The sequence below is a fragment of the Microbispora rosea genome (assembly GCF_044460045.1).
Taxonomy (GTDB): domain Bacteria; phylum Actinomycetota; class Actinomycetes; order Streptosporangiales; family Streptosporangiaceae; genus Microbispora; species Microbispora rosea.
In genome coordinates this window covers 188,166-213,836 of sequence record NZ_JBITJO010000008.1, presented here as the reverse complement: position 1 = coordinate 213,836, position 25,671 = coordinate 188,166, and the positions used below count along the sequence as shown (strand labels likewise).

Sequence of the window (25,671 nt, the reverse complement as noted above, 5' to 3'; positions counted from 1 at the left end):
GCGGCGTGACCATACGTGCCTGCGTCGTGACGATCTCCTCGGCGGCCCTCCTCCTGTTCGCGGTCTCCGCGTGCTCGAAGCCGTCGTCGTCGCCCTCGTCGGACAAGCCGCTGCCGCCTCTGAACCCCCGCGCCGACAGTCTCGAGTCCGGGTTCGGCACCATGGACAGGCTCGTCGACGCGGCCAAGAAGGAGGGCGCGCTCACGGTCGTGGGCCTGCCGGGCGGCTGGGTCGGCTACAAGGAGATCATCGCCCGCTTCTCCGACAAGTACGGCATCAAGGTGACCTCGGTCGTGCCGGAGGCGAGCAGCAAGCAGGAGATCGACACCGCGGCCCGAATGAAGGGGACCGCGCAGGCGCCGGACGTGTTCGACCTCACCCTTGAGGTGGCGGTCGCCAACGCCAAGCTCTTCGCGCCCTACCGGGTGACCGGCTGGTCCGACATCCCGGACGAGGCCAAGGAGCAGCGGGGCCGCTGGTTCGCCGCCTACGGCGGATACATGTCGATCGGCTACGACCCGAGGAAGGTCCCCGCTCCCGCGTCGTACAGCGCGCTGGTCAGGCCGGGGACGATCGTGGCGCTGCCGGGCGACCCGCTCCGGATGGCCTCGGCGTTCAGCGCCGTGATGGCCGCCTCGCTCGGCAGCGGACTGCCGGACGCCGCACGGGGCGTGGACCTGTTCGCGCGGCTGAAGAAGGGCGGCATGCTCGGCCGGCCCGACCAGGCGACCGCGGTGGTGGACTGGGACTTCATGAACGCGGCGCGGGCCGCCTCCGGGCGCGGCGCGGCGGCCTGGCGGGTGACGATCCCGAAGAACGAGGTGCTCGCCGCCTACTACATGCAGGCGATCAGCGCCGACGCGCCGCACCCGGCCGCCGCCCGGCTGTGGGAGGAGTTCCTGCTGTCCGACGAGGGCCAGAACCTGTTCCTCAAGGCGTACGCGCGGCCCGCCCGGATGGAGGCCATGGAGATGCGCGACACGCTGGACGGGGACGCCGCCGCCAAGCTGCCGGAGGCGTCCGGCGACCCGGTGATCCTGAACATCCCCGAGCAGGATCAGGCCAAGTCATACGTGACCGCGCACTGGGCCCGGATGGTCGGCTGAGCCCGCCGATCGTCCCCCGATCTCGCGGAGGCGACGGAAGCCGTAAAGTGTGTCGTTAGCCCAGCAGTCTCACAAGTCGGCATGAGATTGCGGCAATCAAGACACCGGGCACCACGTGTCAGAATGCGAGCCGATCTTGAGGTACGAAACTCCCAGTCTCAGCCGGTGGAACGCTCGCGCCTACGACAGCTCCTTCGGCTACGTCTCGGCTCAGGGCGCGCCACTGGTGGAACTGCTCGACCCGCGCCCCGGTGAGCGCGTGCTCGACCTCGGATGCGGCACCGGCGTGCTCACCGCCGACATCGCCAGGCGCGGCGCCCACGTGCTGGGCATCGACGGCTCCCACTCGATGATCGAGCAGGCCATCGCGCACCACCCCGGACTCGACTTCACCGTGGGCGACGGTTACGACTTCACCGTCGCCCAGCCGTACGACGCGGTCTTCTCCAACGCCGCGCTCCATTGGATGAGCCGCGACCCCGGCGCGGTGATCGACTGCGTACGGGAGGCGCTGCGGCCGGGCGGCAGGTTCGTCGCCGAGATGGGCGGCGCGGGCAACTGCGCGGCCCTGACCTCCGCCGTGCTCACCGCCTGGCGGGAGTACGGCCTGCCCGAACCCGAGCTGCCGTGGTACTTCCCCAGCCCGGCGGAGTACGCCCACCGGCTGGAGAAGGGCGGGTTCACCGTCCGGCTGCTGGAGTATTTCGACCGCCCCACCCCGCTCGACGAGTGCCCGAACGGCGCGGCCGACTGGGTCCGGATGTTCGCCGGCTCGCTGCTCGACCGGGTCCCCCCGGCGGCCGTGGAGCCGCTGCTGCGCCGGGTCAACGAGCTGGCCGCCCCCGCGCTTCGCCGGGAGACCGGCTGGATGGCCGACTACGTCCGCCTCCGTTTCGCCGCGGAACGTCACTGACATCTCCACCACGACGGGGCGATTTGCCAGACTATGGACTGGTCTTCGTGAGTGATGGGGAACGCATGAACTTCTGCCTGAGTGACCTCGTGCCACCGCTGCGCTGGAGTGACGCTGCCCGCATCACGGCCCTGGCCGACCGGCCCGGCCTGCCGGACGCCTGGTGGCGGGCGCTGCCCCTGCACCGGGTGCTCGCCGTCCTGGACGCCGAGGCGCTGGGTGACCTGCTCACCGAGCTCGCGCTCGACCACTGGCCGGCGGCGGCCGTCGGCGACGTGCTGCCCGCGCTGCACGTGCTCGACCCCGACGAGGCCGACGACCCCCAGGTCGCGATCGCGCTCGACCGGGCGGGGTCGTGGCACGGCCTGCTCGCGCTGTCCGGCCGCGAGCTGGCCGACCAGCCGTTCGTCAAGGCCCGCCCCGTGCTGACCGCTCTGTTCACCGCCGTGTTCTTACGGATGTCCCCGGAGTCGCCGGTCTCCGAGTCTCTCCCCGAGCCGATCCCCGAACCGATCCCTGAGCCGGTGGAGGATCCCCCGGACGAACAGGTCTCCGAGCTCCCCGAGCTGATCGACGCGGCGTTCGGCGACCTGGACGACCAGACCTGGATGGTGGCGCAGAACCGGGTCTTCGCCGACGAGCCGTCCGACTCCGAGCAGCTGGCCAGGCTGCTGGCCGTCCATCCCGCCGTCATCCACGACCTCGAAGCGGCCCTGCGCGACCGGCTGTCCCACTGGCTCGCGCTGCCGGAGGCGAAGCCGTACACCGAGCATCTGACCTGGCTCACCGACACCTTCGGAGCCGCGGTCCCGAAGGACCGGTTCGTCGCGGCGGCCGAGTGGCACGGACGTGAACTGCGCTCGCTGGAGGTGCCCGCCTGGCGGTTCGTGCTCGCCACGCTCCCCGGGCATCGCCTCTCCGGCGACTGGCTCGTGGCCGGCGACATCGAGGACCTGCGGGAGAGGACGCGGAGCCTGATCGCCTCGGCCGAGCGCCCGCCGACCGTCCCCCAGGCGCTGGAGATGATCGCCTCTCTCGGCATCCGTCCCGACGTCGCCAGGCAGTGGCTGGAGAGCGTGCCGCAACTGCGCGCCCAGAAGGCGTCCCAGATCGACCCCGACCGCCAGCAGGGCGGGCAGCCAGGTGGACAGCAGGGCGGGCTCAAGGACGTCGCGCTGACCCGGCGGTGCTTCCGGCAGCCGGACGGCAGGTGGTGGCTCAGGGTCGACGTCTCCGGCGACCACCTCGACGGCGGCGAGGTGCCGCTGCCCAGCGGGTTCGCGGCGTACGTCGGTCTCGCGCCGGGCGAGGACCGCGCGGTGCGCAGCGCGGCCGGAGAGGTCGGCCTCTCCTGGCACGCGCGGCCGATCCTGGGCTCCCTCAGGCGGATTCTCGACGAGGTCTCCGCCGAGGAGGGCAGCCACATCTTCCTGACCCTGTCCGAGGAGGGCATGCTGCGCGTACGGCACCTGCCGGCGGCGAACGGCGGCGACGAGACGAGCCGCGCGCTGCGCCTGGTCGGCTACACCGCGCCGAGCGGCACGCCCGAGCAGGCGGCGCGGGTGATCGCGGCGCGCGTCGGCCTCACCGCACCCGTCGAGCGGCCCGAACTCCTCGCGCGGCTGCGAGAACGCGGGGACCGCGACCTGCTGACCCTGCTGGGATAGCCGATGCCCCGGCTCGCGATCTCCCCGGAGTTCCTGCGCGGGCTCGGCGCGCTCACCCGGCCCGTCCGCCGCGACGTCGCCGTCGCGGTGCGCCGGTTCCTGCTGAACGCGTCCGCCGCGCCGCACCCCGAGAGGGTGCGCAACTGCCGCGATCCCCGCGTCGTCACGCTGCGGCTCGCCGACCGCCACCGGGGAGTGGTGGTGCGGCAGGAGGACGTCTACTGGCTGCTGACCGTGCTGCCGGACGCCGAGGCGTGGTCGTACGCGCAGCGGTACAGGTTCGGGGTCAACACGGCCATCGGGATCGTCGAGACCTGGGACGCCGAGGCCCTGGAGCGGATCGAGCCGGCCCTGCGCCGCGCGTCGGAGAGCGGCGGCCGGCCGCTGTTCGAGAACTGGTGCGACGCCGATCTGCTGAACATCGGCGTCGACGCCCACCTGCTGCCGCTGTTGCGGCTGATGACGTCGGAGTCGCATCTCGCGGCCGTGGAGCCCCTGCTCCCGTACAGCCAGTACGCGCCGCTCGCGGCGCTCGCCCGCGGCGGCTCCCTCGCGGCGGCCTGGCGCGAGCTGGACGCCTGCCGTTCCCGCGTCGCCGACGAGATCGACCCCGAGGACCTCCTGTCGGCGCTGCGGCGCAGCCCCGACCGGGCCGCGTTCGCCGCCGACGCGGCGGAACTGGAGCGCATCCTCACGCTGCCCGGCTGGTGCACGTTCCTCTACCCGCCCCAGCACACGTACGCCAACTGGCCGGCGTACGAGCAGCCGCTGCTGATCACCGGGGGCGCGGGCACCGGAAAGACGGTCATCGCGCTGCACCGGGCGGCCCTGCTGGCGCGGGCGGCCACCGGCCCGGTGCTGCTGGTGACGTTCTCCCAGAGCCTCGCGACCGAGCTGTCCACGCGGCTCGACATGATCATCGACGACGAGGTGGTCCGCAAGCGCGTCGAGGTGGGCAACGTCGACAGGATCGCGCACCGCATCGTCGCCGAGGCGGAGGGCCGCGCCCCCGCCCTCGTCTCCTCCGACGACCTGGCCGAGCTGTGGCAGGAGGCGGCCGTCGGACGCTTCGGCAGCGCGTTCCTGCTGCGCGAGTGGGAGCAGGTGATCCTCTCCCAGGACCTGCGGACGCTGGAGGAGTATCAGTCGGCCGGCCGGCCCGGCCGCGGCGTCCGGCTCGACGCCGAGTCCAGGGCGCTGGTGTGGGAGGCCGTCCAGCAGGTCGTGCGGCGCCTGCGCGAGTCCGGCCGGCGCACCCTGCTCCAGCTCGCCTCGGACGCGGCGGGCCTGCTCGGGCGGGCCGTGGGCGACCTGCTCGGCGACGAGGCGCCGGGGCGGGAGCCGTACCGGCACATCGTGGTGGACGAGGCGCAGGACCTGCACCCGGCCCAATGGCGGCTGCTGCGGGCGGCGGTCCCCGTCGCCCCGAACGACCTGTTCATCGTGGGAGACCCGCACCAGCGCATGTTCGACACCCGGGTCGCGCTGGCGGACGTCGGCATCCCCGCCCGCCACTTCCGCCTGAGGATCTCCCACCGGCTGCCCACCGAGATCCTGTCGTGGGGAGTGCGCCTGCGCGGCGGCGGTCCCGCCGACGGCCTGGTCGCGGGCAACGCCGCGATGTACGGCTACCGCGCGGTGGACCACGGCTTACGCCCGATGGTGCGCGCGTACGTGGACGCGGAGGCGGAGATCACCGGGCTCGTCTCCACCGTGGCCGAATGGCTGGAGGAGGGCGTGCCGACCGCCCAGATCGCGGTGGCCGCCCGCACCTCCGACCTCGTGCGTACCGCCCGCACCGCACTACGCGAAGCGGGCATCACGGTCAAAGTCACCTCCCTCCACGGCATGAAAGGGCTGGAATTCCGCCGCGTGGCCGTGATAGGCGTGGCTGACGGAATCGTGCCGGCGCCGGACGCGCTGACCCCGGCCGACGAGGACCCGACGGCCCGGGCGCACGATCTGCAACGCGAACGGGGGCTGCTCTACGTGGCGTGTACGCGGGCGGGGGAGGTCCTCTACGTGTCCTATTCGGGGCGCGCCAGTCCCTTCATCCCGGCCTGACGTCCGATCCCCTAGTCTGAACTGCGGATATATTCCCCCTGCCGGTTGGACCTGCATGAACCTCAGCCTTAGCGACATCGTGCCTCCGCTGCGCTGGACCGCGCCCAGCCAGGTAGAGCCGATCGCGAGCGACCCCGGTCTTCCCGACGCGTGGTGGCAGGCGCTTCCCCTCGACCGGGCCTGCGCGGCGGTGGGAACCGGCCAGGTCGCCTCCCGGCTCGCCGACCTCACCACCGCCTGCTGGGCGCACCTGGTCCTCGGCGACATCCTCCCGCTGCTGAGGTTCACACACCCCGAGGAGAGCCTCCAGACGCCCGGCCCGCGGGAGAGCGTCCACGACCTGTACGTCGACGTGATCGACAAGCTGCTCGCCACGGAGCCCGCGCGGGAGCCGGCCGGGGCGGCGGTTCCGCCGGCCCTCCCCGAGCGGCCGATGCCCGAGATCGTCGACGAGATCTTCGCCCGGCTGGACGACCGCCAGCGGGCCATCGCGCGCGACCGGCTCTACTTCGACACCTCCCAGCAACCGGGACAGGGCCAGCGGGCCACGCTGGACGAGCTGGCCCAGCGCTTCTCCGTCACCCGCGAGCGCATCCGGCAGATCGAGCGCGACCTGCGCGACCACGTGATGGACTGGCTGAACGGCCCGTCCGCCGCGCCGCTGAACGCCCACCTGTCCTGGCTGCGCACCCGGCTGGGCTCGGCCGTGCCCGCCGACGACCTGGCCGCCGCCGTGCCGTGGCACCGCACCGAGCTGATCACGCTCGCGATCCCCGCCTGGCGGGTCGTCCGTACGCTCCTGACCGGGTATGAGCAGGTGGACGGCTGGCTGATCGCGGGCGGCGCCGACGAGCTCAGGGAGAAGACCCGGCAGCTGTTCGCCGACGGCCCCCGTCCGCTGGAGGAGGCGGTCTCCCTCGTCGCCCAGCTCGGCATCCGGGAGGACGTCGCCGAGCGCTGGCTGACGTCGGTGCCGCAGCTGCGGATCATGGACGGTCACGCCGTCCCCTGGCCGCGCAGCATGGGTGACAAGGCGGAGGCCGTGCTGGCCGTCGCCCACGCCCCGCTCACCCCCGAGGACATCCAGTCCCGCATCGCCGAGGACTACAGCCTCGTCGGCATCCGGAACCAGCTCGCCTCCGACGAGCGGTTCATCCGGCTCGACCGCAGCAAGTACGGACTGCGGCGCTGGGGCGGCGACGAGTACCTGGGCATCCGAGAGATGATCATCCGGGAGATCGAGCGTGCGGGCGGCGAGGCGTCCGTGAGCACGGTCGTGGACAACCTGACCTCCCGCTACGACGTGAGCGAGAGCTCCATCAGGGCGTACGCCGGAGGGCCCGGGTTCGAGCGGACCCAGCGCGGCTACATCAGGGTGGCCGTCCAGGACCAGGCCGAGGCCTACCAGCCGCGCCGGGACGTGTCGATGACCCGCCGCTGCTTTCGCAGCAGGGACGGCCGTTGGTGGCACCGTGTCGACGTGAACGCCGAGCACCTGCGCGGCTCGGGCTCCCCGCTGCCGACCGGCTTCGCCGCGCACCTCGGCATGGCGCCAGGGGGGCAGCTCACCGCCTCCACCACGTCGGGTGAGGTGGTGATCAGCTGGCACAACCAGCCGACCATCGGCTCGATCAGGCACGTGCTCGCCGAGTACAACGCGTCCGAGGGCGACCACGTCTTCCTCACGGTCTCCGACGGCGGCGAGCTGCTGACCCGCTTCCTGCCCGCGGCGGGGGCCGGGCTGCCCGCGATCAACCATGCGCTGCACCTGATCGGATACACCGCTCCGGTGGCGTCCGAGGCCGAGGGCCTGCGGCTCATCGGCGCCCGCATCGGCCTGCCCGAGGGGTCCGCCCGCGAGGAGGTCCTCGACCGCCTGCGCGACCGCGGCGACCGCGACATCCTGACCTTCCTCCCCTGATTCCGGGGATTTTCCTGTGAATGTGATCAGGATCCGGGGCCGGGGCGGGGATGTCGGGGGCAGCACGTAGGCTCGGAGCATGTTGCGGCTCCACGACACCCTCACCCGGCAGGTCGTGCCCGTCGCCCCGGCCGGTTCGCGGATCCTGCGGATGTACACCTGCACCGCGCACGAGCCCGCCGGCCTCGCCGACCTGCGCCCCGCCCTGCTCGCCGACCTCGTCCGCCGCGTCGCCGAACGCGCCGGGCTGCGGGTGCTCGCCTGCCGCAACGTCTCCGACCTCGTTCACCGGAACGGCGGTCGCGCTCGTGACGGCGACGGCGCGTCCTTCGACGCCGACACGCTCGCGCTCAATATGCGCGCTCCCGAGCACTCCCCCAGGACCAGCGAGACGATGGGCCTGGTGATCGAGCTCATCGGGCGGCTCATCGAGCGCGGCCACGCGTACACCACCCCGGAGGGGGCGGTGTTCTTCGACGCGGCGTCCTTCCCCACGTACGGCGAGATCTCCGGCAAGCCGGGCTCGGCGCCCGACTGGCCCCTCTGGGAGCCGGCGCCGGAATCGCCGGGGGACTCGGCCGGCGACCACGCCGGACCGGTCTGGAACGGGCCCTGGGGCCGCGGGCTCCCCGGCCACGACATGGAGTGCTCGGCCGCGCCGCTGCGGTTCCTCGGCCCCCGCTTCGACCTGTACGTGGGCCGTGCCGACCTGTGCTTCCCCCACCACGAGAGGGCACGGGCCCAGTCGAACGCCGCCACAGGCCGGGAGGCCGCCGCCCACTGGGCGCACTCCGGACACCTGCTGTTCGAGGGCCGCCCGGCCGGCACCGGGGACGTCGTGCCGCTGTCCGGCGTCGTCGCCGCCGGTCTCGATCCCCTCGCCGTACGGCTGGCCCTGCTGGAGCACCACTACCGGCGGCCGGTCGACCTCACCTGGGACGCCCTTCGCGCCGCCGACGAAGAACTGCGGCGACTCCGGCGGCGGGTGGCCGAATGGGCGGAGTCACCGAGCCGCCCGATCGACCAGGCACACTCCGAGCGCGTCCAGCGGGCATTGGACGACGATCTCGACACTCCTGCGGCGCTACGCCTGCTGCGCGATCTGGAGGCCGACGAGTCGATCGCGCCGGGGTCCAAGTTCGAGACCTTCCTCCACTTCGATCACGTGCTCGCCCTCGGCCTGCCCGCCGACATCGGCCGCATCTGACCGACGTTCCGCGCGCCTGAACGGGCCGATCGGGATGTTCCTCGCATACTGACGTCGAGTCACGACCGTGCGCGGCAGCAGGTCCAGGTACAGGTACAGGTGCAGATGCAGGCGCAGGTCCGCGAGCCGACGGACCGGCGGAGTTGAGGACCGGCGGAGCTGTGGACCGGCGGAGCTGTGGACCGACAGGCCCAAGCCGCGTTCGGCTTTGCCCTGCTTGCCCGGCCTCCGATGCGCGGGTGCAGCCGGACAACTCAACCTGTCGCTCCAACAATTCGCTGCTCACCCCGGTGTGCAACGCACGACGCCATGAAAGATCCTGCTGGAGCTCGCAACCAAAGCAGGCGCGGCCGAGGTCGCCAAAGCGGGCCGCTACCTGCGGGCGGTGCTGGACCCCGACGGAGAAGACCGCGACGAGCGGGCCGACTACGGGCGGCGATTCCTACGGGTGCGCTCCGGCCGGGGCGGCGGCCTGGAAGGGGAGTTCTACCTCCCCCGCGAGGCGGCAGCCCGGCTACGCGCCCTGCTCGACGCCTACGCCAAACCCCGCGCGGAAGGCGATGACCGCCCGCTGAGCGTGCGCCAGGCCGATGCCCTCATCGCCCTGCTGGAACAGAAGATCGCCACCGAACTCCTCGTCCTCGTCAACGCCGAATCCCTCCCCAGCGACCCCCACCCTGCCGACTCCGACCCCGCCGACACCGCCGACACCGCCGAAGCCGAGACTGAGGCGCATGCCGGTGCCGATGGAGCGGCGGCCGCCGGTGCCAGGAGCGACGCCGGAGCCGATGGAGCCCCGGACGCCGATGCCGGAAACGCCGACCGTGCCACCACCGGTCCCCGCGATGAGGAGTCTCGCCACCCCGGACCTGGCGAGCGCGGGGCGGGTGAGCACGGAACCTCCGAGCGTGGGACTGGTAGGCGCGCGTCCCGTGAGCGCGGGGCTGGTGAGCGGCGGGCCGGTGAGTGTGAGCCGCGTAAGGCCGCGAGCGCCGTCTCTGCCGAGGGCGACGACACCGCGCCCGTGGAGGGCGATGACTGCGGCCGTGCTGTGGCACAGACTGGGGCACCGGACGCGGGGCGGCGCGGGTCAGCATCGCCTGCAGACGGTGGCGGGCCTTCGAACCCAGCGCCTTCGGACGCAGCGCCTTCGAACCCGGCGCCTTCGGGCATAACACCTTCCGGGACAGCGCCTTCCGAGGCAGCGCAGCAGGATCCTCCTCCCGAGGATGCCTTCGAGCATCACGCCCACGCCGGGTCTCGGCCTGCGAGGGACTGCCGCCATGGGCAGGGCACGCGTGAGGACCACGGCGACGTGCGCCGTGGCCAGGACCGCCATGACCGGAACCGCCACGAGCAGGGCGGCGAGGAGCAGGGCCGGGCTCGGCAGGACGCGGCGGACGGCCAGGGCGCGTGCCGGTGCGGCAGCGCGGCGCGGTGCTCGTGTGCGACGCAGGCACCGGGAACGGCGGGACCAGAGCCGGAGACGCCACCGGGACATCCACCGGGACCAGAGCCAGGGACGCCGGGGGCGCTGTTCGGGACGTCACCGGGGGCGTTGTTCGGGACGGCGTTGGGGACAGCGCCGGGGTTGTTGCTGGCGACCGGGCAGATGCTGCCCGTCACCAGCGTGCACCGCCTCGCCCGCACCTCGACTCTCGTGCGGCTGGTCATGGACGCCGAAGGGCAGGTGCTGGACATGGGCCGCAAGGTCCGCCTGGCCATCCCCGCCCAACGGCGGGCGATCTTCGCCCGGTATGCCACCTGCTGGATCGACGGCTGCCCGCTCCCGGCGAGCATGTGCCAGATCGACCACGCCGACAACTCGAGCACCGGCGGCCTGACCGACCTGAAGCTGCTCGGACCGGCCTGCCAGTTCCACAACCGCGACCGCTACCAGCACCCCCACCGCTACACCCGCCGCCAAACCGGCACCGACCGCTGGACCTTCACCTACGAGCGGCCCCGGCCCAGGCGACTACGGGAATGAGGGAGGCGGCCGGGTGGCGGCACCAGCAGTCGCCGGGTAGCTCAGACGCCGAGGCGCTGATCGCTGATGAGGATGCCGTCCTCGTCGCTGTAGAGCCATGCGCCCGGGGCGAAGGTCACGTCGCCGAAGTTCACCGGGACGTCGATCTCCCCCAGGCCGGTCTTGGCGCTCTTGCGCGGGTTGGCGCCGAGCGCCTTGATACCGAGGTCGAACCCGGCCAGGGCTGCCGTATCTCGTACCGCGCCGTTGATCACCACGCCCGCCCAGCCGTTCTCCATTGCCGAGGTCGCGATCATGTCACCGAGCAGCGCCGTACGCAGCGATCCGCCGCCGTCGACCACCAGCACCCGGCCCTCTCCCGGTGTCGCGAGCACCTGTTTGACGAGCGCGTTGTCCTCCAGGCAGCGGACCGTGGCGATCTGGCCGGAGAATCGCGCGCGTGAGCCGTACGAGCGGAACTGGGTGACACAACTGCGCAGCGCGTCACCGTGGGCGTCGTAGAGATCAGCGGTCGCGAAGCTCATGGCCGCATTGTGCCAGTGCCCGCGCGGTCGTTGCCGCTGCCCGGAAATACAGAGTTCGTCATTCCGTAAATGCCCTGATTATGAGAGCGAAGCCCACCGCGAAAACAATACGGATGTGCATGATGTTTCGCGCTTCCGCCCGCTTCCGCTCGCCGTGCTCGCCGCTGTCGCGCTCAGTGGGTGTCAGGCGAGCGGAACAGCCGTCGCGGGGGGCGCCGCTCTCACCGCGTCGCCCGTGCTGAGCGGCAGCCAGACAGCTGGGCAGACAACCGAGAAAGCGACCGAGAAGGCAGTACGGATGCTCGACAACGCGATTCTCCCCCTGGACGCTTTCGCACCGACACCCGAACAGCAGGCCCGGCTCGTCAACGCCGTGCGCCACTCGGTGGCCCTGTGCACGAATAGGTTCGGAATGAAGGGATACGACGACACCCCGTTGCCACCGCAGCGCGATACGACGCCCAGAGCCCGCCGTTACCTGTTCGTCGATCCTGCCCTCGCCGGCCGATACGGGTACGCCGTGCCGTTGCAGCCTCCCTCGCAGCAGCAGAAACCGCCAAGATCCACGAGAGCGGGCACGGGCATGACCCCGATCGAGGAGCAGGCCGTTCTGGGCGGACAGGGGCCGAAGACGGTCAGAGGCATCCGCGTGCCGGAGGGCGGCTGCATCGGGGCGGCGAACCGGCGCGTGATGAAAGGGGTCCCACCCGACGCGGAGTGGCTGGTCGTCCGGCTGGGCATGCAGGCCTACGACAAGGCGCTCGATGATCCCCGGGTGAAGGCGGTGAACGCGGCGTGGAGCGCCTGCATGAAAGGGGCCGGCTACACCTTCTCGGCACCCGTCAAGGCGTGGGAGAACCCGCGCTGGCGAAAGGCGGGTGACAAGCGGGAGGAGGCCACCGCGGCGGTGACGGATATGCGCTGCAAGCTGCAGGTGGATTACCTGACGGTGCGGCTGACGACGGAGATCGAGGCCCAGCAGAAAACGATCAAGGCACACGGCTCCGAGCTCCGGGCGTTTCGGCGGCATCTGGGCACGCGACTGGCCAACGCCGCGGCGATGCTCGGAGAGCGGCCCTAGCCACAGCCCGAGCCACAGCCGGAACCGCTCTCCCGCAAGCGCATCCGGGCCGTCCCGTCAGGGGAGCGTACGGCTCTCGCCGACGGCGAGGTCCCACAGGTCGGCGGGATCGAGGCCGCGTGACTCCCACACGACGCGGGCCTCGCGCACGGGCTCCAGCAGCGGCTCGCCCGACAGCACGAACGTGCCCCAGTGCATGGTGGCCATCCGCCGCGCTCCCACGTCGAGGCAGCCCTGCACGGCCTGGGCGGGGTCGACGTGGGAGACCTTCATGAACCAGCGCGGCTCGTAGGCGCCGACCGGCATGAGAGCGAGGTCGATGCCCGGGTAACGCTCGCCGATCTGGGCGAACCGCTCCCCGTAGGCCGTGTCGCCGGCGAAGTAGACCCGATGCTCGGGGGAGGTGAGCACCCATCCGCCCCACAGGGTGCGGCAGGTGTCCCAGAGGGTACGGCGGCTCCAGTGGTGAGCCGGGACGAAGTCGAACGTCACGTCGCCGAGGCGAGCCGACTCCCACCAGTCCAGTTCGGTCACGTCACGGAAGCCTCGCCGCCGAAACCACCCGCCGAGCTTGGCAGGTGCGAAGACGGCCGTGTCCCTCGGCAGGCGGCGGATCGTCGGTGCGTCCAGGTGGTCGTAGTGGTTGTGGCTGATCACGATCGCGTCGACCTCGGGCAGGTCGGACCAGGCGACGCCGGGAGGGGTCAGCCGCTGGCGCACGCCGGGGATCTTGCGTGACCACACCGGATCGGTCAGCACGGTGAGCCCGCCGATCTGGAGCACGAACGTCGCGTGGCCGACCCAGGTCACCACGGTCTCGGTCGCGGCGGCGCGGGGCAGGCCGACACGGTGGACGGGAATCTGGTCGCTGTCCCCGATGTCGGGCCGCAGCTGCCCGTGCCACATAACACTGGTGACCTCGCGGAAGTCGGGAAGAGGGGCGGTCAGCCTGTCGGCGAAGCTGGACGGCCACCGGCGGGGTCCGGCGGGCCGGACAATCGGCGCGCTCGGCGCATTCGGAACGGGAGATACGGGGATTTCTGGAGCCTCAGGACTTTCCGGGTGAATCGTCTGCGACATGGGGAACTCCCTTCCGCTCTCCATGATCCCCGCAGGGCCGAAAATATTCCTCCTACGACTGGTCGATTCGCATCATGTTTCCTCCACCCTCAGGCGGAATGCGACCTACTCCCCCTTCTCCTCCACCATGGGTGCATCCGGGGATAACCGCCGTCGTCCAGACCGGCCATCCGCTCGAAAAGATTCCACGAGGCCGGATGACCGCAGACGGCGTACGAAACGGCTGAGGCGAGCACGTACAGCACGAGCATGGGCAGGCCGACGCAGAACGCGTACTGGGTGGCGTGGCGAGACTCGTGGTCGAGCAGGCAGCCGGTGAGATAGCCCTCCCCGTGCTCGGTCAGGACGACGTTGCCCACCGTGAACGCCCCGGCGACGGGGAACGGGATGCGGTATCCGTGCGCGTAGACGAGGCCCCGCTCCCCCCTGCGGGTGCGGGCTCCGCCGATCCGCGCGATCAGCAGCCCGAGGGGCGTGGAAAGGTTGACGTAGTTGATGACCTGCCGGACCCGGTGCGACCGCCGCATGTCCCCAGGATCCGCGACCGGTCCCACCTGTACAAGCTCACGGGCGGCCGTACGACTTCAGCAGCCACGAACCGGCGGAGCGGGTGACGACCACGGCCGCCGCGACGGCGACGGCGCCGCCGTAGAGGTACCAGTAGCCGGCCGAGTTGCCCGCGATGGCGAGGTCGCCGGCCCGCTGAGGCGTGGCCAGCAGGAACGACGCGAGGAGCCAGCCGGCGGCGGGGACGAGCGCGCCCAGCTTGCCGCCCATCAGCCGTCCCATCGCGTACGGCACCGCGAACAGGGCGGCCAGCCAGGCGATCGCGGCGACCGGCACCTCCCCGGCGTACCACGCGTGCTGGAAGCCCCCGACGACGCCGAGCACCACGCCCAGCAGGAAGAGCACGCCGTACGCCGCGCCGGTGACGGCCCCGGCCAGCGGGCCGGGGACGTTCTCGGCGGGTTCGACGCCGCTCTGCGCCTCCTGGGTCATACCGCCCAACTTATCCGACACCTCAGCCGATACCGGCGAACAGGTCGGTCTCGCGGTTGTACGGCTCGCCGATGCCGCCCACCTCGGGCGGAGCGCCGATGCCGGGCTTGCCGGGAACCCCGGCACGCAGGATGAAGTGCTCGACCCCGAGGGCCTGCTGGCCGACGTTGTTCGACAGCGCGAACCACGGCGCGTCCACGGCGATCTGCGTCGCGTGCGCCCGCATCGCGTCGAGCTTGGCCTCCACGTGGGGCCTGGCGTCGATCTCCGTCGTCACGTCCTCGTCGGCGCACCCCGGCATGTCGTCGATCGACTCCGGCACCCAGAAGCCGACGCCGGCCTCGCGCATGGTCTCGATGGTCCGCCGCAGCACCGACTTGGGCATGGCGGTGAGGTAGAACTTGGCGATCCGCCACGGCTCCCCGCCGGGAAACGCGGGGTCGGCGGCCAGTTCGAAGGCCCGCCGGGAGACGCGGTGCGCCTGGATGTGGTCGGGATGGCCGTAGAAGCCGTTCTCGTCGTAGGTGACGAGGACCTGGGGCCTGACCTCGCGGATGACCTTGACCAGCTCGCCCGCCGCCTCGTCGAGGTCGGCCCGCCAGAAGCAGCCGGGGCGGTCGTTGGTCGCCGCGCCCATCATGCCCGAGTCGCGCCAGCGGCCGGCCTCGCCGAGGAAGCGGTGGTCGGTGACGCCGAGGGCCTTGCACGCGGCGGCCAGCTCGCCGATGCGGTACTGACCGAGGGTGTCGTCCCTGTCGGCCGCGTGGTGGGCGAGCTCCGGAGGGATGACCTCGCCCTCCTCCCCCAGAGTGCAGGTCACGAGCGTCACATGCCCGCCCTCGGCCACGTACTTGGCCATGGTCGCCCCGGTGCCGATCGTCTCGTCGTCGGGGTGGGCGTGCACGAGCAGCAGGCGGCGGTCAGTCATGCCTCCGAGGGTAGTGCCCCTGTGCTGGCAGTATGAGGAGCTATGACGGAGAGCTTCCCGCGGTTGCATGCCAGGACCCGGCGGTTCACCCTTGGGGTGCCGCGCAACTTCACGATCTCCCCTGACGGGGGTCGGGTGACCTTCCTCAGGACGCGATCGGGCACCGATCCGGTGACGTGCCTGTGGGAGCTGGACGTCGCGTCCGGGGCCGAGCGGCTCGTCGTCGATTCCCTCGCCCTGGGCGCCGCCGACGAGGACCTGCCGCCGGAGGAGCGCGCCCGCCGCGAGCGGTCGCGGGAGTCGGCGGGCGGCGTGGTGGCGTACGCCACGGACCGGGAGGTCCGGCGGGCCGTCTTCGCGCTGTCGGGCGACCTCTACCTGACCGATCTAGCCTCGGGCGGGGCACGGCGGCTCCCGGCGGCCGGGCCGGTCATCGACCCCCGGCTCGACCCCACCGGCGCGCGGGTCGCGTACGTCACGGGCGGCGCCCTGCACGTGCTGGAGATCGATACCGGAGCCGGCACCTTGCTGGCCGAGCCCGAAGGCGACCTGGTCACCTACGGTCTCGCGGAGTTCATCGCGGCCGAGGAGATGGGGCGGATGCGCGGCTACTGGTGGTCGCCCTCCGGCGACCGCCTGCTCGTGGCCCGCGTGGACGAGTCTCCGGTGACCCTGTGGCACATCGCCGACCCGGCCAACCCCGATCGTCAGCCCGTCCCGCAGCGCTACCCCGCCGCCGGCACGGCCAACGCCGAGGTCACGCTGCACGTCATCGGCCTGGACGGCGCGCGTACGGCGGTGCCGTTCGAGCAGGAATACCTGGTGACGGCGGCCTGGGACGCGCACGGCCTCGCGATCGTCACGCTCTCGCGGGACCAGCGGACCATGCGCCTGCTGTCGGCCGACCCGGACACGGGCGAGACGACGCTCCTGCGCGAGGACACCGACCCGGCCTGGCTGGACATCGTCGCCGGCGTTCCGGCCCGCCTGTCGGACGGCAGGCTCGTGTGGGTGGCCGACGCCGACGGCGGCCACCGCCTCGTGGTCGGCGACGAGCCGGTCACGCCGCCGTCCCTGCAGGTGCGCGCGGTGCTCGACGTGGACGGCGACACCGTGCTCTTCCAGGCGAGCGGCGAGCCCAGCGAGGTTCATCTGTGGACCTACACGGCGGGCACCATCAGCGCCGTCACCACCGAGCCGGGCGTCCACTCCGGCCGCCGGGCGGGCGGCGTGACGCTCGTCGCCCGGCAGAGCCTCGACACCGAGGGCACGACGGTGACCGTCGGGTCGGCGTCGATCAATTCCCTGGCCGAGCGCCCCGGCCTGGAGCCGCGGGTGTCGCTCGTCCGGGCGGGCTCTCGCGAACTGTCCACGGCGATCCTGCTGCCCTCGTGGCACGTGCCCGGCTCCGGTCCGCTGCCCGTCCTGATGGACCCGTACGGCGGGCCGCACGCCCAGCGGGTGCTGTCGGCCCGGCGGATGTTCCTGGAGTCCCAGTGGTGGGCCGAGCAGGGCTTCGCGGTGATCGTGGCCGACGGGCGGGGCACGCCGGGACGCGGCCCCGCCTTCGAGCGGGAGATGCTGCACGACTTCACGATCTCGCTGCAGGACCAGGTGGACGCCCTCCAGGGCGCGGCGGCCCTGCACCCGGGTGACCTCGACCTGTCGCGGGTGGCGATCAGGGGCTGGTCGTTCGGCGGCTACCTCGCCGCGCTCGCCGTGCTGCGCCGTCCCGACGTGTTCCACGCCGCCGTCGCCGGGGCGCCGGTCACCGACTGGCGGCTGTACGACACCTGCTACACCGAGCGCTACCTCGGCCACCCGGACGAGGGGCACTACGAGAGGTCGTCCCTCCTCGGCGACGCGGAGAAGGGAGACACGGAGAAGCTGGAGCGCCCGCTGCTGCTGATCCACGGCCTGGCCGACGACAACGTCGTCGCCGCGCACACGCTGCGGCTGTCGTCGGCCCTGCTCGCGGCCGGCCGCCCGCACACCGTGCTCCCGTTGTCGGGCGTCACCCACATGACGCCGCAGGAGGTCGTCGCGGAGAACCTGCTGCTCCTGCAGCTCGACTTCCTCAGGAAGTCGCTGAACATCACCGGCTGACGTGACTACCGGGCGGTGCCGTGCCAGCTGTCCCACAGCGCGGCGTAGGCACCGCCCGCCTCCACCAGGTCGTCGTGGGAGCCCAGCTCGCTGATCCGGCCGTCCTCCACCACGGCCACCCGGTCGGCGTCGTGCGCGGTGTACAGCCGGTGCGCGATGGCGATCACCGTACGGCCCTCCAGCACGGCGGCGAGCGACCGCTCCAGGTGGCGGGCGGCCCGCGGGTCGATCAGCGACGTGGCCTCGTCCAGGACGAGCGTGTGCGGGTCGGCCAGCACCAGCCGGGCGAGCGCGAGCTGCTGCGCCTGGGCAGGGGAGATCGCCGTGCCGCCGGAGCCGACGGCCGCGTCCAGGCCCTCGGGCAGCGCGGCCACCCACTCCCAGGCGTCCACGGCCTCCAGCGCGCGGCGCACCTCGGCGTCCGAGGCGCCGGGCCTGGCGATCAGCAGGTTGTCGCGCAGCGTCCCCCGGAACACGTGGTGCTCCTGGGTGACCAGGGCGACGTGCCCGCGCAGCTCGTCGAGCGGCAGCTCGACCAGCGGCACCCCGCCGACCGTGACCGACCCGCTCGCCGGCGCGTGCACCCCGGCGATGAGGCGGCCCAGCGTGGACTTGCCCGCCCCCGAGGGTCCGACCATGGCCAGGCGCTCCCCCGGGCGTACGTCGAGGTCGATGCCGTGCAGCACGTCGTGGCCCTCGCGGTAGGCGTACCGCACGCCGCCGACCTTCAGCTCCTCTCCCACCGGCCGGGCGTCGCCCGAGACCCGGTCGTCGGGCACGTTGGCCACGCCCAGCAGCCGGGCCATCGAGGCCCCGCCGACCTGGAGCTCGTCCACCCACGACAGCAGGCGGTCGAGCGGGTCGATGAGCTGCTGCACGTAGAGCGTGGCGGTCGTCACCTGGGCCACCGTCACCCAGCCCTCGATCGAGAACAGCCCTCCGATGAGCAGGGTCGCCACGACCGGGATCACGTAACCGAACTCGACCGCCGGAAACCACACCGTGCGCAGGCCAAGCGTGTACCGCTCGGCGGCGAACGACCGGGAGATGTCCCGGTCCGTACGGTCCCGGCGGCGGCCCTCCAGCCCCAGCGCCTCGATCGTGCGCGCGCCCTCGACGGTCTCGGCCAGGCCCTCGGTCATGTCGGCGTACGCGGCGTTCTCCCGCAGATAGCCGTCCCTGGCGCGGTTGAGGTACCACCGGGTGGCGCCCCACAGCAACGGCACGGCGACCAGCGACGGCACCGCCATCACCGGCCCGACGAGGATCACCGCGCCGACGACGAAGACGCCGGTGACGACCGCGATCAGCGTCTCGGGCACGGCGTGCCGCACGCTCCGGGACAGCGCGTCCACGTCCCTGGACGTACGGGTGATGAGGTCGCCGGAGCCGGCCCGCTCCACCGTCGAGAGCGGCAGCGCGAGCACCCGGCCGACGAAGTCCTCCCTCAGCTCGGCCAGCACCTTCTCGCCCAGCCGCGACGACGCGTACACCGCGAGCCTGACCAGCACGGCCTGCACGACCACGAAGGCGGCGATGGCCAGGACGACGGTGTCCACACGCAGATCGCTGCGGCCCTTGGCCAGGCCGCCCACCAGGTCGCCGAGCATGCGGGGCGCGACGAGCCCGGCCATCGCCGCCAGCGCGTGGAGCGCCAGCGCGAGACCGAGCTCGCGCGGATACTTCAGCGTCAGCCGCCGCGCGTAGGCGCGCACCTGCGCCCGGTCGGCGACCGGAAGGATCTCGCGGGCCATGCTCAGTCTTCCCCTCGTGTCACGGTCGAGCGGTACGCGGGCACCTTCTCCAGCAGCGCCCGGTGGGCGCCCTCGGCCCGCACCACGCCGCCCTCGACGTACAGCACGTGGTCGGCCCGGTCGAGCACGAGCGGGCTGGTCGTGCAGACCAGGGTCGCCCGGCCCGTGCGCGCCTTGCCCAGCCGTTCGGCGACGCGCGCCTCCGTGTGCGCGTCGACGGCGCTGGTGGGCTCGACCAGGATCAGGATCTCCGCGTCGGCGAGCAGCGCCCGGGCCAGCCGCAGCCGCTGCTGCTGACCACCGGAGAACTCACGGCCCGACTCGGCCACGTGCGCGTCCAGGCCCTCGGGCAGCGCCGCCACGATGTCCTCGGCGCACGCGGCGTACAACGCCTCGCGGACGTCCTCGTCGGTCGCCGCGCCCCGCACGTCGAGCTCGTCGCGCAGCCGTCCGGTGAACAGCCGCGCGCCGTTGTCGGCCACCAGGATGTGCCGCCTGACCTCGGTGAGCGGCGACTCCGCCAGCGGCACGCCGCCGAGCGTGACGTCGCCGGGGGCGAACCTGCCCAGGCGGTCGGCGATCGCGATGGCGTCCTCCGGCGCGGCCGCCGCGAGCGCCGTGAGCCGGCCGGGCCGGACCTCGACCCCCGACTCGCCGTCGCGCAGCGTGCCCTCGCCCGTGAAGAGGCGGCCGCCGCCGCCCGCGATCTCGGGCTCCAGCGACAGGATGCGGCAGACGCGGCGCGCCGCCACGTGCCCCTTGGTCAGCTTGTCGGCGGCCTCGGTCAGCGTCCGCAGGGGCGCGATCAGGAACACCGCGTAGCCGTAGAACGCGACGAGCTGACCGGGCGTGATGCGGCCGTCGAGCGCGAAGTGCGCGCCGAGCCAGGTCACACACGCGATCAGCACGCCGGGCAGCAGGATCTGGGCGCCCTCCAGCAGGGACTCCACCGAGGCCACCCGCACGCCCGCCTGCCGTACGCGCTGCGACTCCTCGCGGTAGCGCGCGGCGAAGACCTGCTCGCCGCCGATGCCGCGCAGCACCCGCAGGCCGGCCACGATGTCGGCGGCCCGGGTGGCCAGGTCGCCCTGGAGGTCGCGTTGCTCGTGCTGGCGCCGGTGCAGCGGCTTGAGCAGGGGGCCCACCGCGGCCGCCATCAGCGGCACGCCGACCAGCACGACCAGGCCCAGCGGAACCGAGGTGGCGATGAGGATCACGGTCACCGCGACGATCGCGACGCCGGCGCCGGCGCCGCGCAGGACGATCTCCATGGCGTTGCCGATGTGGGCGATGTCCGAGTTGCCCACGCTGACGACCTCGCCCGTCGACAGCCGCTTCGGCAGCGTCGCCCCGAGCCTGGCCGCCTGCCGTACGGTCACCTGGACGGTGCGGTAGGCCGCCGACAGCCAGCTGAAGACGGCGTAGCGGTGGCGTGCGACACCGGCGAGCGCCTGGACCACGCCGAGACCGAGCACCACGGCCGACCATCTGAGCAGCGTGCCCGCGTCCCGCGCGGCCATCGCGTCGATCGCCTTGCCCAGGGCCGCCGGGACGAGCGCCTGCCCCAGCCACCACAGCACCGCCAGACCGATTCCGGTCAGCATCGAGCCGGCCTGGCTGCGGGCCACCCACCACAGGTAGCGCAGCGGCCCGCGGGCGTCGGGAGTGCCGGGATCGGCCACAGGAAGAGTGCGCATCGTAGTTCCAGGCTCGCAAACACGCAGGTCGACCGGCAAATCGTTTTACCCGTCAACCAAGGTTGACATCTGGGTCGCGTCAACCTATGTTGACGACATGAGTGATACGGCACAACTGGCGAGCGACGCCGGCAGCCGCGATCCGGCCGTCGGCCTGCGGGCCGTACGGGCCCTGCGACTCCTGGTGGAACGGCTCGAAGCGCTGCAGGTGGAGAACGCCCGCAACGCCGGGTGGTCGTGGCAGGACATCGCGCTCCTGCTCGGGGTGTCCCGGCAGGCGGTGCACAAGAAGTACGCGGGCGGCCGAGGACTGCTGAGACGGGAGAAGTAGATGCTGGAGAGATTCACCGACGACGCGCGGCAGGTCGTCACGCACGCCAACGAGCAGGCCAGAGAGCTCCGGCACAGGCAGGTGGGCACCGAGCACCTGCTGCTCGGCCTGCTGAGCCGTCCGGAGACGCTGTCGGCCCGGCTCCTCACGTCTCGCGGGATCACCCACGAGCGGGTGCGGGCGGAGGTCGTACGGATTCTCGGCGACGCCGCGGGCGGGGACATCGACGCCGAGGCCCTGGAGTCGATCGGCATCGACCTGTCGGCCGTCCGGGAGAAGATCGAGGAGGTCTTCGGCGTCGGGGCCCTCGACCGGGAGCCGCGCCGCGATCACCGCGGGGCTCTCCTCAGCGGGCGCCGGGCCCCGTTCGGCCCGCGGGCGAAGAAGACGCTCGAACTCGCGCTGCGCGAGGCCATCGCGCTCAAGAGCAGAGACATCCGCGACGGGCACATCCTCCTGGGCGTCATCCGGGAGGGCGAGGGCCTGGGCGTCCGGATCCTGACCGATGCCGGGGTCGACCTGTCCGAGCTGCGGGCGGAGGTCAGGAGCGTCCTCTGACCGACGTCAGCCGTCCAGGGCCGTCAGGGCTTCCGCGACGGTCTCGTGGATGGGGAACGCGACGTGCAGCCCGGTCACGGTCAGAATCCTCCGGAAGACGCCCCGGACGCCGACCAGCTTCATGAACCCGCCCGCCTCCACGGCGTGGTCGTGCGTCTCCAGCAGGAGCCGCAGGCCCATGGAGTCACAGAAGGTCAGCTCGGAGGTGTCCACGACCAGCCGGGCGGCGCCCTCCTCCGACAACTTGCCGAACACGGTGCGCAGGCGTTCGCCGGAGATCACATCCAGCTCGCCGGTCAGGGTGACGAGAGTGTGCGTCGCCTCATGGCTCACCGTGACGCCAAGTCTCGTCGTCATCGCCTGTCCTCATCCTGAAAGATCTTCCTCTTGGGAGATCTACAGAGAAGTTACACCCCTACTTACCCCGCCAGGCAGAGAGAGGCAAGGAGGACGGGACGGCGGGGCCGGCAGTGCTCAGCGGTCGCCGGCGATCTCGTACAAGCCGCCGGAATCGGAGTCCGAGCCCGGCCCGCCGTCGGGCCGAGGGTGACGCGGGCCCGCGTCGGCCGCCTGGCTGAGCGCCTCCGCGACCGTCGGGTGCTGCTCGAACACGTTGCGCAGGCCGGTGATCGTCAGCACCCGGCGCAGCACGCCCTGCACGCCGCTCAGTATCAACCGGACGTTCAGGGCCTGGCCGCGCTGCAACGCGGAGATCAGCTCGCTGAGCCCGCGCGAGTCGCAGAACGCCAGCTCGGCGACGTCGAGCACGATGACGGACGTCCCGGGCGACTCCCAGGCCTGATGCAACTCGTTGTGAAGCAGATGAACGGTGCCGGCGTCCAGGTCGCCTTCCACACGCACGACGACGGCCGCGCCGTGCACTGCGGACGCGACCTTCAAGGTGGAACGTGGACCGGTCACGGACATGCTCACTCCCTCGCCTGCGGGATCACGGCAGGCGTGTTACGCCAACACAAAGCACACGTTACCCAGGAGGAGAGGTGATTATGTTACGGCTGACCGGTCCACGTTCTCGACCGCTACTGGAAGACGGCTACTCGAAGGCGGCTACTTGGAGGCGGCCCTGAGGTAGTCGGCGTTCATCTGAGCGATCGTGTCGAACGGGATGCCCTTCGGGCACACCGCCGTGCACTCACCCGTGTTGGTGCAGCCGCCGAAGCCCTCGGCGTCCATCTGCTCGACCATCGCCCTGGCGCGCGACTCGCGCTCCGGCTGGCCCTGCGGCAGCAGGCTCAGGTGAGTGATCTTCGCCGCGGTGAACAGCGACGCGGAGCCGTTCGGGCAGGCCGCGACGCAGGCGCCGCAGCCGATGCAGGTCGCGGCGTCGAAGGCGGCGTCGGCGTCGGCCTTCGGCACCGGGACGGAGTGCGCCTCGGGGGCGGACCCGGCGGGAACGGAGATGAAGCCGCCCGCCTGGATGATCCGGTCGAACGCCGACCTGTCCACGACGAGGTCCTTGACCACCGGGAACGCCGCGGCCCGCCACGGCTCGATCGTGATGACGTCGCCGTCCTTGAAGTGCCGCATGTGCAGCTGGCATGTCGTGGTGAGCTTCTGCTCGCCGTGCGCGACGCCGTTGATGACCATGCCGCACATGCCGCAGATGCCCTCGCGGCAGTCGTGGTCGAAGGCGACCGGGTCGTCGCCCTCCAGGATCAGCCGCTCGTTGAGGACGTCGAGCATCTCCAGGAACGACATGTCGGGCGAGACGTCGTCGACCCGGTAGGTCACCATCCGTCCCTTGTCCGACGAGCCGTTCTGCCGCCAGATCTTGAGGGTCAGGTTCACTTGTAGCTCCGCTGGGTCATCTTGACGTACTCGTAGTTCAGCTCTTCCTTGTGCAGGACCGGGCCCTCCGGAGTCCACTCCCACGCGGCGACGTAAGCGAAGTGCTCGTCGTCGCGCAGCGCCTCGCCGTCCTGGTCCTGCGACTCGGCCCGGAAGTGACCGCCGCACGACTCCGTGCGGTGCAGCGCGTCGACGCACATCAGCTCGGCGAGCTCGAAGAAGTCGGCCACCCGGCCGGCGCGTTCGAGCGCCTGGTTGAGCCCCTCGGCGTCGCCCGGCACCTTGACGTTGTTCCAGAACTCCTCGCGCAGCTCGGGAATGCGCTCCAGCGCCTTGCGCAGCGACTCCTCGGTGCGCTCCATGCCGCAGTAGTCCCACATGATCCGGCCGAGCTCGCGGTGGAAGGAGTCGGCGGTGCGGTTGCCGTTGACGGACAGGAGCTTGTCGATCTTGTCCTGGACGGCCTTCCTGGCCTCCGTGACGTCACCCTCGTCCACCGGCCCGAACGAACCGGCCCCGGCGAGGTAGTCGCCGATCGTCGTCGGCAGCACGAAGTAGCCGTCCGCCAGTCCCTGCATGAGGGCCGAGGCGCCCAGGCGGTTCGCGCCGTGGTCGGAGAAGTTGGCCTCGCCGATCACGAACAGCCCGGGGATCGAGGACTGCAGGTCGTAGTCCACCCACAGCCCGCCCATCGTGTAGTGGACGGCCGGGTAGATGCGCATCGGCACCTCGTACGGGTTCTCGCCGGTGATGCGCTCGTACATCTCGAAGAGGTTGCCGTACTTCTTCTCGACGGCCTCCCGGCCCAACCGCCTGATGGCGTCGGCGAAGTCGAGGTAGACGCCGAGCCCGCCGGGACCGACGCCGCGGCCCTCGTCGCAGACGTTCTTGGCGGCGCGGCTGGCGATGTCACGCGGCACGAGGTTGCCGAACGCCGGGTAGATGCGCTCCAGGTAGTAGTCGCGCTCGTCCTCGGGGATGTCGCCGGGCGCGCGGTTGTCGCCCTTGCGCTTCGGCACCCAGACCCGGCCGTCGTTGCGCAGCGACTCCGACATCAGCGTCAGCTTCGACTGGTGGTCGCCGCTCTGCGGGATGCAGGTCGGGTGGATCTGCGTGTAGCAGGGGTTGCCGAAGTACGCGCCCTTCTTGTGCGCCCGCCAGATCGCCGTGGTGTTGCAGCCCTTGGCGTTGGTGGACAGGTAGAACACGTTGCCGTAGCCGCCGCTGGCGAGCACGACCGCGTCGGCGAGATGGGTCTCGATCTCACCGGTGACCATGTCGCGGACCACGATGCCCCGGGCCCTGCCACCGCTGATTACGAGCTCCAGCATCTCGTGGCGGGTGTGGACCTCCACGTTCCCCGCCGCGACCTGCCGCTCCAGGGCCTGGTACGCGCCGAGCAGGAGCTGCTGGCCCGTCTGGCCCCGGGCGTAGAAGGTGCGCGACACCTGGGTGCCGCCGAACGACCGGGTGTCGAGCAGGCCGCCGTACTCGCGGGCGAACGGCACGCCCTGCGCCACGGCCTGGTCGATGATGTTCACGCTGACCTGGGCGAGGCGGTAGACGTTCGACTCGCGGGCGCGGTAGTCGCCGCCCTTCACGGTGTCGTAGAACAGCCGGTAGACGCTGTCGCCGTCGCCGCGGTAGTTCTTGGCGGCGTTGATGCCGCCCTGGGCGGCGATCGAGTGGGCTCGGCGGGGCGAGTCCTGATAACAAAACGACTTGACCTTGTAGCCCAGCTCGCCGAGCGTGGCCGCGGCGGAGCCGCCCGCCAGGCCGGTGCCGACCACGATGACGGTCAGCTTGCGCTTGTTGACCGGGTTGACCAGCTTGGCCGAGAAACGACGCTTGTCCCAGCGGTCCTCGATGGGACCCTCCGGCGCCTTGGTGTCGCGGATAGGGTCACCCACCCGGTAGTGCCCGGCGATGGCCGGTT

At 71.8% G+C, this 25,671-nt stretch carries 23 protein-coding genes and 1 pseudogene; 12 read left to right on the top strand and 12 right to left on the bottom strand.

What is annotated here, in order from left to right; all coding sequences use genetic code 11:
• The first annotated feature begins 5 nt into the window (after positions 1 to 5).
• The 7 genes and pseudogenes from ACIBK1_RS30015 to ACIBK1_RS29985 all read left to right on the top strand — a co-directional run.
• Complete coding sequence (locus ACIBK1_RS30015) at positions 6 to 1,106, top strand: ABC transporter substrate-binding protein (protein WP_051761615.1); 1,101 nt, start codon at positions 6 to 8, stop codon at positions 1,104 to 1,106.
• 136 nt (positions 1,107 to 1,242) lie between these two features.
• Positions 1,243 to 2,019 (top strand): class I SAM-dependent methyltransferase, encoded by a 777-nt coding sequence (locus ACIBK1_RS30010; protein WP_030507474.1) that lies wholly within the window; start codon positions 1,243 to 1,245, stop codon positions 2,017 to 2,019.
• Positions 2,020 to 2,066: 47 nt separating this feature from the next.
• Positions 2,067 to 3,686: a hypothetical protein gene (locus tag ACIBK1_RS30005; RefSeq protein WP_396739050.1), complete on the top strand. Its 1,620-nt coding sequence runs from the start codon at positions 2,067 to 2,069 to the stop codon at positions 3,684 to 3,686.
• A gap of 3 nt (positions 3,687 to 3,689) precedes the next feature.
• Positions 3,690 to 5,750, top strand: a complete 2,061-nt coding sequence (locus ACIBK1_RS30000; protein WP_030507476.1) for a UvrD-helicase domain-containing protein — start codon at positions 3,690 to 3,692, stop codon at positions 5,748 to 5,750.
• A gap of 55 nt (positions 5,751 to 5,805) precedes the next feature.
• On the top strand, positions 5,806 to 7,671 hold the full coding sequence (locus tag ACIBK1_RS29995; RefSeq protein WP_396739048.1) for a sigma factor-like helix-turn-helix DNA-binding protein: 1,866 nt from the start codon (positions 5,806 to 5,808) through the stop codon (positions 7,669 to 7,671).
• A gap of 79 nt (positions 7,672 to 7,750) precedes the next feature.
• On the top strand, positions 7,751 to 8,878 hold the full coding sequence (locus tag ACIBK1_RS29990) for a cysteine--tRNA ligase (protein WP_396739046.1): 1,128 nt from the start codon (positions 7,751 to 7,753) through the stop codon (positions 8,876 to 8,878).
• Between the two features lie 316 nt (positions 8,879 to 9,194).
• Positions 9,195 to 9,449: pseudogene (locus tag ACIBK1_RS29985) on the top strand (DUF222 domain-containing protein); the annotation flags it as partial.
• On the opposite strand, the gene ACIBK1_RS29980 reads toward ACIBK1_RS29985, so the two are convergent.
• Positions 9,393 to 9,773 carry a hypothetical protein gene (locus tag ACIBK1_RS29980; protein ID WP_396739044.1) on the bottom strand — a complete coding sequence of 127 codons (381 nt, stop codon included), beginning with the start codon at positions 9,771 to 9,773 and terminating at the stop codon, positions 9,393 to 9,395. The pseudogene ACIBK1_RS29985 and the gene ACIBK1_RS29980 overlap by 57 nt on opposite strands.
• A 678-nt stretch (positions 9,774 to 10,451) precedes the next feature.
• On the opposite strand from ACIBK1_RS29980, the gene ACIBK1_RS29975 reads away from it, so the two are divergent.
• Entirely contained in the window at positions 10,452 to 10,868 is a 417-nt protein-coding gene (locus ACIBK1_RS29975; protein WP_396739042.1) for an HNH endonuclease signature motif containing protein, read from the top strand.
• A 41-nt stretch (positions 10,869 to 10,909) separates the two neighbouring features.
• On the opposite strand, the gene rraA is transcribed toward ACIBK1_RS29975, so the two are convergent.
• Positions 10,910 to 11,392 (bottom strand): ribonuclease E activity regulator RraA, encoded by a 483-nt coding sequence (rraA, locus tag ACIBK1_RS29970; RefSeq protein ID WP_396724207.1) that lies wholly within the window; start codon positions 11,390 to 11,392, stop codon positions 10,910 to 10,912.
• A gap of 115 nt (positions 11,393 to 11,507) precedes the next feature.
• Between rraA and ACIBK1_RS29965 the strand changes: the two genes are divergently transcribed.
• Complete coding sequence (locus ACIBK1_RS29965; protein WP_396739040.1) at positions 11,508 to 12,473, top strand: hypothetical protein; 966 nt, start codon at positions 11,508 to 11,510, stop codon at positions 12,471 to 12,473.
• A 57-nt stretch (positions 12,474 to 12,530) separates the two neighbouring features.
• Here ACIBK1_RS29965 and ACIBK1_RS29960 read toward each other — a convergent pair whose 3' ends face one another.
• From ACIBK1_RS29960 to mshB, 4 genes are all read right to left on the bottom strand, one after another.
• Positions 12,531 to 13,379: an MBL fold metallo-hydrolase gene (locus tag ACIBK1_RS29960; RefSeq protein ID WP_231513843.1), complete on the bottom strand. Its 849-nt coding sequence runs from the start codon at positions 13,377 to 13,379 to the stop codon at positions 12,531 to 12,533.
• Positions 13,380 to 13,642: 263 nt separating this feature from the next.
• Positions 13,643 to 14,080 carry a hypothetical protein gene (locus ACIBK1_RS29955; protein WP_396739038.1) on the bottom strand — a complete coding sequence of 146 codons (438 nt, stop codon included), beginning with the start codon at positions 14,078 to 14,080 and terminating at the stop codon, positions 13,643 to 13,645.
• A 37-nt stretch (positions 14,081 to 14,117) separates the two neighbouring features.
• Positions 14,118 to 14,552, bottom strand: coding sequence for a DUF6113 family protein (locus ACIBK1_RS29950; RefSeq protein WP_076433921.1), 435 nt, complete (start codon positions 14,550 to 14,552; stop codon positions 14,118 to 14,120).
• Between the two features lie 22 nt (positions 14,553 to 14,574).
• Entirely contained in the window at positions 14,575 to 15,480 is a 906-nt protein-coding gene (gene mshB, locus ACIBK1_RS29945) for an N-acetyl-1-D-myo-inositol-2-amino-2-deoxy-alpha-D-glucopyranoside deacetylase (protein ID WP_396739036.1), read from the bottom strand.
• A gap of 42 nt (positions 15,481 to 15,522) precedes the next feature.
• Between mshB and ACIBK1_RS29940 the strand changes: the two genes are divergently transcribed.
• Positions 15,523 to 17,586 carry a DPP IV N-terminal domain-containing protein gene (locus ACIBK1_RS29940; RefSeq protein WP_396739034.1) on the top strand — a complete coding sequence of 688 codons (2,064 nt, stop codon included), beginning with the start codon at positions 15,523 to 15,525 and terminating at the stop codon, positions 17,584 to 17,586.
• A 5-nt stretch (positions 17,587 to 17,591) separates the two neighbouring features.
• Here ACIBK1_RS29940 and ACIBK1_RS29935 read toward each other — a convergent pair whose 3' ends face one another.
• Together ACIBK1_RS29935 and ACIBK1_RS29930 are read right to left on the bottom strand one after the other, a co-directional pair.
• The gene (locus tag ACIBK1_RS29935) at positions 17,592 to 19,340 is read right to left on the bottom strand and encodes an ABC transporter ATP-binding protein (RefSeq protein WP_030507488.1); all 1,749 of its coding nucleotides are present in this window, start codon (positions 19,338 to 19,340) and stop codon (positions 17,592 to 17,594) included.
• 2 nt (positions 19,341 to 19,342) lie between these two features.
• Complete coding sequence (locus tag ACIBK1_RS29930; protein ID WP_030507489.1) at positions 19,343 to 21,037, bottom strand: ABC transporter transmembrane domain-containing protein; 1,695 nt, start codon at positions 21,035 to 21,037, stop codon at positions 19,343 to 19,345.
• A 97-nt stretch (positions 21,038 to 21,134) separates the two neighbouring features.
• Here ACIBK1_RS29930 and ACIBK1_RS29925 point away from each other — a divergent pair, with 97 nt between their 5' ends.
• Positions 21,135 to 21,368, top strand: a complete 234-nt coding sequence (locus tag ACIBK1_RS29925; RefSeq protein ID WP_030507490.1) for a hypothetical protein — start codon at positions 21,135 to 21,137, stop codon at positions 21,366 to 21,368.
• The gene (locus tag ACIBK1_RS29920; protein WP_363530726.1) at positions 21,369 to 21,926 is read left to right on the top strand and encodes a Clp protease N-terminal domain-containing protein; all 558 of its coding nucleotides are present in this window, start codon (positions 21,369 to 21,371) and stop codon (positions 21,924 to 21,926) included.
• Between the two features lie 6 nt (positions 21,927 to 21,932).
• Here ACIBK1_RS29920 and ACIBK1_RS29915 read toward each other — a convergent pair whose 3' ends face one another.
• From ACIBK1_RS29915 to ACIBK1_RS29900, 4 genes are all read right to left on the bottom strand, one after another.
• The gene (locus tag ACIBK1_RS29915) at positions 21,933 to 22,283 is read right to left on the bottom strand and encodes an STAS domain-containing protein (protein WP_363530723.1); all 351 of its coding nucleotides are present in this window, start codon (positions 22,281 to 22,283) and stop codon (positions 21,933 to 21,935) included.
• Between the two features lie 117 nt (positions 22,284 to 22,400).
• Complete coding sequence (locus ACIBK1_RS29910) at positions 22,401 to 22,853, bottom strand: STAS domain-containing protein (RefSeq protein ID WP_396739031.1); 453 nt, start codon at positions 22,851 to 22,853, stop codon at positions 22,401 to 22,403.
• A gap of 141 nt (positions 22,854 to 22,994) precedes the next feature.
• Positions 22,995 to 23,735 (bottom strand): succinate dehydrogenase/fumarate reductase iron-sulfur subunit, encoded by a 741-nt coding sequence (locus ACIBK1_RS29905; RefSeq protein WP_030507494.1) that lies wholly within the window; start codon positions 23,733 to 23,735, stop codon positions 22,995 to 22,997.
• Positions 23,732 to 25,663 (bottom strand): fumarate reductase/succinate dehydrogenase flavoprotein subunit, encoded by a 1,932-nt coding sequence (locus ACIBK1_RS29900; RefSeq protein ID WP_030507495.1) that lies wholly within the window; start codon positions 25,661 to 25,663, stop codon positions 23,732 to 23,734. Before ACIBK1_RS29900 ends, ACIBK1_RS29905 begins: the two co-directional genes overlap by 4 nt.
• Between the last annotated feature and the right edge of the window lie 8 nt (positions 25,664 to 25,671).